We start from the raw sequence: 8,135 nt of genomic DNA on the forward strand, positions 1-8,135 counted from the left end.
GGCCTCGCCGAGCATCGGCCCAGGCCCAAATTGTTGGTCGATAAGTGGGGGTATCCTGGTTGCTGCCTTCGGTTCGAATTCTCGCCGCATCCCTGCTGACGCTGGAGCGCGACGCCGGGAAAGCCGGGGACCGGCCCTGGCTGCGGGCGGCCTTCGCCATGGCGGCACCCGGCGATGGCGGCCCGCAGGACCGCGCCATTGATGGCTTGCTGCATCCGGCGGAGCAAGCGCTGGCGGCGGGGTTTCCATCGGCGGCGCGGCACGACGGATTCATCCTTGGCCGGGCGGCCGCCAAGGCCGCCTTGTCGGCCTGGCCATCCGGCCCGGCCCCTCGGGATTTGTGGATCGAGCCCGGCATTTTCGGCCAGCCGGTGATCCGCGGCGCGCTGCCGGCGGATGCCAGCCTGCGGATCGGCATTTCACATATACAAGCCTGCGCGGTCGCCATCGCCTTCGACGCGGCGCATCCGATGGGGATCGATCTGGAAGCGGTCGCGCCCGACGCGGTGGCCGATGTGATGCAGGCGGCCACCGCGGCGGATCGCGCCTTGCTCGGCACGCTGGCCGATCATCCGCAGACCGACCGCGCCGGCATCCTCTGGTCGGCGCAGGAAAGCCTGGCCAAGGCGCTGGGCACCGGCCTGATGACCTCGCCCGGCCTGTATGAGCTCAACCATATCGAGCTGATGGCGGACGGCCGCGTCGCCTGCGGCTTCGCCCATTTCGCGCAATATAAGGCGGTGTGCAGCCGCACCGCGCAGGGCTGGTGCGCCATCGCCCTGCCGAAGAACACCCGGATATCCCGGCTGCCGGCCTGCTGACAGGCCGCGCCCGTCAGCGATGTCCTGGCTGCTCCAGCAAGCCGGGCATGCCGACGCTTCTTGCCGCCTCGTCGATATCGTGGATCACATTGTCCGGCAGCACGATTCCGCTGGCCGCCAGGTCGGCGGCGCGGCGCGCCTCGATCTCGCCCGGCATCAGGATTTCACTGAACCCATCGGCGCAGGCGCTCGCCTTCAGCTCCGCCACCAGAGCGGACAGGCGGGCCCGATAGTCGACGGCGGGCATCAGCTTCGCCACATCCAGCAGCAGGAAGAAATGGCCGATATCCTGCGGCGTCTCGAAATCGGAATAGAGATTGCCGAGCGAGCCGGCGAAGCGACCGCCGGACAGCACGCCGACCAGGATTTCCACCATCACCGCCAGCGCCGAGCCCTTGGCGCCGGACAGCGGCAGCACGACGCCCTTTTCCGCCGCGCGGGCATCGGTGGTGGGCCGGCCCTCGGCATCCAGCGCCCAGCCTGCCGGGATGCTCTCGCCGCGCTTCGCCCCCTCGACGATCTTGCCGCGCGCGACAACGGAGGTCGCCATGTCGGCCAGCACCGGCACATCGCCCGCCGGCAACGAGCCGAAGGTGATCGGGTTGGTGCCGATCACCGCCTGCCGGCCGCCATGCACCGCCATGGAGGGTGGAGCGTTGGTCATGCCCAGCAGCAGGCAGCCCGCCGCCGCCGCGCGCTCGGCATAGAAAGAGCCCGCGCCATTATGGTTGCTGTGCGCGACCACGGCGGCGCAGACGCCCTGTTCCTTCGCCACGCCGATGGCGGCGTCCACCGCCTTCAGGCTGACCACGGGGCCGGGGCCGTTATCGCCATCGACCCACAGCAGGGCGGGGGCCTTGCGCTCGATGCGGATATTCGGCCTCGCCTTGGCCGCCCCCTTCAGGATGCGTTCCAGATAGATCGGAATGCGCGTCACGCCGTGCGAGCCATGGCCGCGCAGGTCGGCATGCACCAGCACCTCGGCGATGATCGCGGCATCGGCGGGGGGCACGCCGCCAGCCTCGAACAGACGGGCGGCGTGGTCGCGCAGCGCAATGACCGGAAAGCCCCTACTGGCGGCCGCGTGATTCACGAGGCGCTCTCCCGCCCGCCGTTCAGCATGTCGTAAAGCAAGCCCAGCGCCGCATTGTCGAGATTGGCGTGGCCGGCATTGCACAGACCGGTCATCAGCTGATGCGCCAGCCCGGTCGCCGGCTGGTAGACGCCGTAATGCGCCCCGACGGCAGTGGCGATGCCCAGATCCTTCTTCATCAGCGCGGCGCGGAAGCCGCCCTGCAGCGTGCCTTCCAGATAGCGCAGGCCGTGGCCCTCCAGCACGCCGCTGCGCCCGGTGCCGGTGGACAGCACCTCGCGCATCAGCTTCGGGTCGATGCCGGCGGCGCGGGCGACGCCGACCGCCTCGCACACGCCCATCAGATTGATCGCCACCATCAGCTGGTTGCAGGCCTTCAGCGCCTGTCCCGCACCGGACGGGCCGACATGGTGGATGTTCTTGCCCATCGCCTCGAAGGCCGGCCGGGCGCGCGCCACGAGGGCCGCCTCGCCGCCGATCATGATGGTCAGCGTGCCCTCGTCCGCCCCCTTCTTGCCGCCGCTGATCGGCGCGTCGAGAAACGCGGCCCCCGCCTCGGCCAGGCCGGCGGCGATGTCCTGCGCCTCGAACGGTGCAATGGTCGAGCAATCGACCAGCAGCCCGCCCGGCCAACCCTCGGCCACCAGCCCGTCCGCGCCGAATGCGACGGCGCGGATCGCGCTCGCGTCGGGCACGCAGGAAATCACCAGCGGGCAGGCCGCCGCCAGCGCCTTGGGGGTCTCGGCGACGGACGCGCCCAGCTCGCGGAACGCCGCCACCTTCGCCGGGTCGCGGGTCCAGACGGTGAGATCGAAGCCGGCCTTGAGCAGGTTGCGGGCCATACCGTTTCCCATCACGCCCAAGCCGATGAAACCAATTTTTTCAGCCATTGAAATATCCTTACTGCGGTGCGGATCGAGCGGTGCTACGGCGCCGCCTCTCGGACCTCAAGGTAAAGCCCATCAGCCCGATGGCGAACAGGATCAGCCCGCCCGAGATGGGATTGGTGAAAAACACCGCCATCGAGCCTTCGGACTGGGTCAGCGCCTGGCGCACCGCCTCCTCGAAGGGCCGGGTGATGATGAAGGTGATCAGCAGCGGCGCCACCGGCACGCCGGTGCGGTTGAAGATGAAGCCCAGCACGCCCGCACCCAGCATCACGAACAGATCCAGGATGTTGTTGCGCGCCACATAGGAGCCGGCGACGCACATCAGCGCGACGCAGGGCATCAGGTAGATTTTCGGGATGCGCAGGGTCAGCGCCAGCGGCCGGATCGCGAAATAGCCGATGACGCCCATCAGCACGGTGGAGGCGAACAGCACGATATAGATGGTGTAAACCACCTCCGGCGCGTTCACGAAGATCAGCGGGCCGGGCGTCACCCCCTGGATCACCAGCGCGCCCAGCAGGATCGCCGTCACCGCATCGCCGGGAATGCCCAGCGCCAGGGTGGGGATGAAGGTCGCGCCGACCACGGCGTTGTTCGAGCTTTCCGAGGCCGCGACGCCGCGTATGTCGCCCTTGCCGAAAGCCTCCGGGTTGCGGGCCGAGCGCTTGATGTCGGCATAGGCCATGAAGGAGGCGATGGTGGCCCCGATGCCCGGCAGGATACCGATGAAGGAGCCGATGCCCGAGGCCCGCGTCATCGGCAGCAGCAGGCTGCGCCACTCCGGCAGGCTGATGCGGTTGCGCGCCCTGTCCTCCTGGTCCAGATCGAAGCGCTGCTTACTGCGTGGGAACCCCTTGGTCACCTCGTCGATAATCTCGGCCAGGGCGAACAGCCCGACCAGCAGCGGCACATAGGTCAGCCCGTCCAGCAGCGAGGTCAGGCCGAAGGTGAAGCGCGGCGTGCCCAGCATCGGGTCGCTGCCGACCGTCGCCAGCACCATGCCGATGGAGGCCGACAGCAGACCCTTCACCATCGAATCGCCGGACAGCACGCCGATGATGGTGAAGGTGAAAAACAGCAAAGCGGCAATCTCCACCGGCCCGAAGCGCAGCGCGAAATCCGCCAGCTGCGGGGCCAGCAGGATCAACAGCAGGATCGAGAAGATCGAGCCGAACACGGAAGCGACCAGCGAGATGCGCAGGGCCTTTGTCGCCTCGCCGCGCTGCGCCATCGGGAAGCCGTCGAACACGGTGGCCGCGGAGGCTGGCGTGCCCGGCGCATTCAGCAGGATGGCCGATATCGACCCGCCGAAGATGCCCGCGCCATACAGGCCGATCAGCATCACCAGCGCCTGCGACGTCGGCATGAAGATCGCCAGCGGCACCGCCAGCGCCACGGCGATGTTCACCGTCAGGCCGGGGATCGCGCCGATCACCAGGCCGATGGCGACGGACAGCAACAGGGTCAGCAGCGTCGCCGGCTCGCCCATCCCCGCCAGGGCCGTCAGAAAGGCTTCCATGCTAGCGGCTCACGACAGAAAGGGGGCGACGGGAAGCGGGATGTAGAACAGCTTGCGCAGCACCAGGTCGACCCCCAGCGGGACCGCCACGCCAAGGCCCAGCGCCAGCGGCTTCGAAGCGGCGCCGTAGATCCAGAACACTGCCAGCAGGAACAGGATGGCGGCGATCAGGAAGCCCGCGATCAGCATGCCGCCCGACAGCGCCGCCGCCAGGAGGATGAACACGACCGGCCGCCACAAGCTTGCCGACGCCACGCCGGATTCCGCCGGCTTCGGGCGTTCCTGGCCTGAGGTGATCAGCGTCAGCACGCTGAACAGCAGCATCAGCCCGCCGGCGAAGTAAGGCAGCGCCGTCGGGCCGACCGAATAGAACTGCATGCCCCCGCCGGTGAACCGGTTCGCGTCAATCCCCGGCACCAGGATGGCGAGGAAGAGGATCGACGCGACGGTGCAGGCAAGACCGATGGCGCGGCCTCCGGTCATTGCGCGGCTTTCTGCTCACCGCTCATGGCGGCGGCGATGGAATCCGACATGCGCTTCATCGCATCCTCGAAATCCTGGCCGCTCAGATAGCCGGGCTCGATCTTCGATTTCGCGGCCAGCGTCTTGAAACCCTCGCTCTGCATCGCCTTCTCGAAGCGCTCGTGCATATAGGCGACGGCTTCGTCCGGCGTTTCCGCGGGCGCAACCAGGCCCTTCATATTCTCGATATTCACGTCATAGCCGGCATCGGTCAGCGACGGCACGTCGGGAATCTGCGCCGCCCGGTCGGAGGTGGTGGCGATGGCGTGCACCTTGCCGGCGGCAACCTGCGCCTGGGCGTCGCCCGGCGTGATTATGGCCATATCGATATGGCCGCCCAGCACCGCCGCCAAGGCCGGCGCGCCGCCCTGATAGGGCACATGCTTCATCTGGATGCCGGCTTCCTTCTCAAACACCAGAAAGGCGGAATGCAGGATGCCGGCCGGCCCGGACGAGCCGTAGGACAGCGAGCCGGGCTTCTCCTTCGCCCGCTTCACCACCGCATCGATGCTGTCCAGCCCGCTGCCGGCCTTGGTGACGATGACCATATGCTCGCGGTTCACCCGGATCACGCCACGGAACTGGGAAAGCTGATAATTGGTCTTCATGTGGTTCGGCACCGAGGTGCTCTCGGAACCGCCGGCGACCAGCAGCGTGTGGCCGTCCGGATCGGCATTGGCGACGATCTCCGCCGCCAGCGTGCCGGATGCGCCCGGCCGGTTCACCACCACCAGCGGCACGGGGAAGAATTCCTGGGCCGCCGAGGCGATCAGCCGCGCGGTCTGGTCGGTGCCGCCGCCCGGCGCGAAGCCGACGACGATCTGGATCGGGCGCTTCGGCTCCCAGGCCGCGTCGGCGGGCGCAGCGCCCAGCGCGAGGGTGGCCGCGACGGCGGCCCCCACTATACCGAATTTGGGGAATCCGAGTTTCATGGTCCGCATGATTTATCCTCCCTTTGAGGTGCGCCGGCCGGTCGGCTTGTCATTATCGGTTTCGTTTCCGGCTGTATGGCGGTCGCTTACCGCCTTATTCCTCCGTGAAGCCCTTGGCCTTCAGGGTCTCGTCCACCCAGCGCCGGTCCCAGGAACCGGTCTCGATGGCCTTCAATATGTCGGCCTCCTTGGCCTGCTGGGCCCGGGCCGCTTCCAGGATGGTTTCGGCGCCGATGCGCGGGATGGCCAGCACGCCGTCCGCGTCGCCCAGCATGATATCGCCGGGATTCACGGTCATGCCGCCGATATCGATCGGCACGTTGATCTCGCCCGGACCGTCCTTATAGGGGCCGCGATGGGTGACGCCGGCGGCATAGACCGGGAAGGTGTCGGCGGCCAGCGCGTCCATGTCGCGCGCGGCGCCATTCACCACGAGGCCGACCACGCCGCGCGAACGGGCATGGCGCACGATCAGCTCGCCGATGATGGCGTTGGTCAGGTCGCCGCCGGCATCGACGACGATCACGTCGCCCGGCTCCGCCACATCGGCGGCCTTGTGGACCATGAGATTATCGCCCGGGCGGCAGCGCACGGTCAGCGCCGTGCCGGCCAGCACGCCGCCCTTGTGCAGCGGGCGCAGATTGGCGCCGCCGCCATACATGCGGTTCATATTGTCGCTGACGATGGCGGCGGGGATTTCGGCGAAGGCCTCGACGAGGCTGCGTTCCGCGCGGACATGGCCGCGCACGATGCGGAATCCGACAGGCATTGATCCTCCCTTTCGTGGCGGTTGCACCGCCCTTTTCGACTGTTGCCGGGAATTATTGCAGCCAGGTCCAAAACGTCTAATATATTATTGATAAGGAAATGATGCTAAAAAGGTATCGGTGAAATGATCGAAACCCGCCATCTCCGCTATTTCGTCGCGGTCGCCGAAATGCTGCATTTCGGCCGCGCGGCGGAACGGTTGAACATCGCCCAGCCGGCGCTCAGCCGGCAGATTCAGCAATTGGAGCAGGAGCTTGGCGTCCTGCTGCTGGAACGCACCCAGCGCCGGGTGCGGCTGACGGCGGCGGGGCGGCTCTATCTGGAACGGGCCACGCGACTACTGGACGAACTGGCGAAGGCGACCGGCGATGTGCGTCGCGCCCATGCCGGCCATGCCGGGCGGCTATCCGTCGGCTTCATCCATTCCTCGACCTACAGCGTGACCCCGGCGATCCTCGGCCAGTATCACGCCAGCTTCCCGGATGTTGAGCTGGTGCTGCACGAAATGACGATCTTCGAGCAATTCCGCGCGCTCCGGGAGAATGTCATCGATGTCGGCATATTGCGGCCGCCGGTCGGCGATCCGCATCTGTCGGTGATGCCGTTCCGCGACGAGGATTTCCTGATCGTCGCGCCGGAGACACATCCGCTGGCGGGCAAGGGCAATGCGGACGCCTCGCTGGCCGATATGGCGGCGGAAACTTTCGTGCTGTTCGAACAGCGCAAGAGCCCGCTGTTCCATTCCCGCATCATCTCCATGTGCGAGGCGGCGGGCTTCGTGCCGCAGGTGGAGCAATACGCCAACCAGATTCACACCGTGCTGGGGCTGGTGCGCGCCGGCATGGGCATCTCCATCGTCCCGGAGGTGGCGCGCAACCTGCACATGCCGGGCATCCGCTTCTTGCCAATCCGCGAAACGCCGCCGCCGGTCCAGGTGGCGCTGGCCTGGCGCAGCCTGGACGAGACGCCGACTGTCCATTCCTTCCGGGCTATGGTGGCCGACATGTTCCCGGCAAAGCCTGGGGCCGCCGCCATATAGCAATACGGCGCGGCCGGATGGGCGTCCCAGGATGGTCGATCCCGAACGGGTCAGCGCCGGCGATGGCGATGCACCTGAAGAATCTCTTACCCCTACTTACCCGCCGCCGTGTTGAGCCAAGCCCCGGGCGCACCTAACCCGGCAAGCATTTGACCTTACTGGGTTTTACTTGGTTACGGGGCGTGAAACCACCGGGAGTGGGCAAGCTTCAAAAGCAAACGCCGGGCGTGAGGCCCGGCGTTTCTTCAGCGTCGCTTGCGGGCGCGCCTTACCCGTAGAACGCCTGGTCGATATCGGCGGCCGTGAGGCTGGCGACGCCGAGGAAGGTGAGGCTGGCCCCGGCGACCTGGATGATGACGCCGGCCTCGGTGGCGGTCTGGCTGGCGATCGCCGCCTCCAGCTCCGCCAGGCTGGCATTCTCCACCGCCAGCAGGTCGGTTCCCTGCTCGAAGTCGGTCACCGTGGCGGTCAGGATCGCGTCGGCGAAATTGCCGTCGAAGCCGCGCAGCACGAACAGGTCCGCCCCCTCGCCGCCGCTCAGCGTGTCGTCG

Annotated in this window: 9 protein-coding genes; 2 read left to right on the forward strand and 7 right to left on the reverse strand. The window is 67.5% G+C overall.

The window, feature by feature from the left end; genetic code table 11:
- Positions 1 to 59: 59 nt before the first annotated feature.
- Complete coding sequence (locus AUP43_RS16970; protein WP_067559875.1) at positions 60 to 821, forward strand: 4'-phosphopantetheinyl transferase family protein; 762 nt, start codon at positions 60 to 62, stop codon at positions 819 to 821.
- Positions 822 to 834: 13 nt separating this feature from the next.
- Here AUP43_RS16970 and AUP43_RS16975 read toward each other — a convergent pair whose 3' ends face one another.
- The 6 genes from AUP43_RS16975 to AUP43_RS17000 form a co-directional block, all read right to left on the reverse strand.
- Entirely contained in the window at positions 835 to 1,914 is a 1,080-nt protein-coding gene (locus AUP43_RS16975; protein ID WP_067559877.1) for an Ldh family oxidoreductase, read from the reverse strand.
- Positions 1,911 to 2,804: an NAD(P)-dependent oxidoreductase gene (locus tag AUP43_RS16980; RefSeq protein ID WP_067559879.1), complete on the reverse strand. Its 894-nt coding sequence runs from the start codon at positions 2,802 to 2,804 to the stop codon at positions 1,911 to 1,913. Before AUP43_RS16980 ends, AUP43_RS16975 begins: the two co-directional genes overlap by 4 nt.
- Positions 2,805 to 2,814: 10 nt before the next feature.
- Complete coding sequence (locus tag AUP43_RS16985; RefSeq protein WP_067559881.1) at positions 2,815 to 4,323, reverse strand: tripartite tricarboxylate transporter permease; 1,509 nt, start codon at positions 4,321 to 4,323, stop codon at positions 2,815 to 2,817.
- Between the two features lie 9 nt (positions 4,324 to 4,332).
- Entirely contained in the window at positions 4,333 to 4,806 is a 474-nt protein-coding gene (locus tag AUP43_RS16990) for a tripartite tricarboxylate transporter TctB family protein (RefSeq protein WP_067559883.1), read from the reverse strand.
- On the reverse strand, positions 4,803 to 5,786 hold the full coding sequence (locus tag AUP43_RS16995) for a Bug family tripartite tricarboxylate transporter substrate binding protein (protein ID WP_067559885.1): 984 nt from the start codon (positions 5,784 to 5,786) through the stop codon (positions 4,803 to 4,805). Before AUP43_RS16995 ends, AUP43_RS16990 begins: the two co-directional genes overlap by 4 nt.
- 85 nt (positions 5,787 to 5,871) lie before the next feature.
- Positions 5,872 to 6,546, reverse strand: coding sequence for an RraA family protein (locus tag AUP43_RS17000; protein ID WP_067559887.1), 675 nt, complete (start codon positions 6,544 to 6,546; stop codon positions 5,872 to 5,874).
- 123 nt (positions 6,547 to 6,669) lie between these two features.
- On the opposite strand from AUP43_RS17000, the gene AUP43_RS17005 reads away from it, so the two are divergent.
- The gene (locus AUP43_RS17005; RefSeq protein WP_067559889.1) at positions 6,670 to 7,584 is read left to right on the forward strand and encodes a LysR family transcriptional regulator; all 915 of its coding nucleotides are present in this window, start codon (positions 6,670 to 6,672) and stop codon (positions 7,582 to 7,584) included.
- Between the two features lie 268 nt (positions 7,585 to 7,852).
- On the opposite strand, the gene AUP43_RS19325 is transcribed toward AUP43_RS17005, so the two are convergent.
- Positions 7,853 to 8,135 (reverse strand): hypothetical protein (locus AUP43_RS19325; RefSeq protein ID WP_407668485.1); only part of this gene is annotated, 283 nt, incomplete at its 5' end.

The organism is Oceanibaculum pacificum (genome assembly GCF_001618175.1).
GTDB lineage: Bacteria > Pseudomonadota > Alphaproteobacteria > Oceanibaculales > Oceanibaculaceae > Oceanibaculum > Oceanibaculum pacificum.

Coding starts and splice junctions, on each gene's coding strand:
- AUP43_RS16980 (WP_067559879.1), bottom strand. CDS start 2,804: ATGGCTGAAAAAATTGGTTTCATCGGCTTGGGCGTGATGGGAAACGGT.
- AUP43_RS16985 (WP_067559881.1), bottom strand. CDS start 4,323: ATGGAAGCCTTTCTGACGGCCCTGGCGGGGATGGGCGAGCCGGCGACG.
- AUP43_RS16990 (WP_067559883.1), bottom strand. CDS start 4,806: ATGACCGGAGGCCGCGCCATCGGTCTTGCCTGCACCGTCGCGTCGATC.
- AUP43_RS16995 (WP_067559885.1), bottom strand. CDS start 5,786: ATGCGGACCATGAAACTCGGATTCCCCAAATTCGGTATAGTGGGGGCC.
- AUP43_RS17000 (WP_067559887.1), bottom strand. CDS start 6,546: ATGCCTGTCGGATTCCGCATCGTGCGCGGCCATGTCCGCGCGGAACGC.
- AUP43_RS17005 (WP_067559889.1), top strand. CDS start 6,670: ATGATCGAAACCCGCCATCTCCGCTATTTCGTCGCGGTCGCCGAAATG.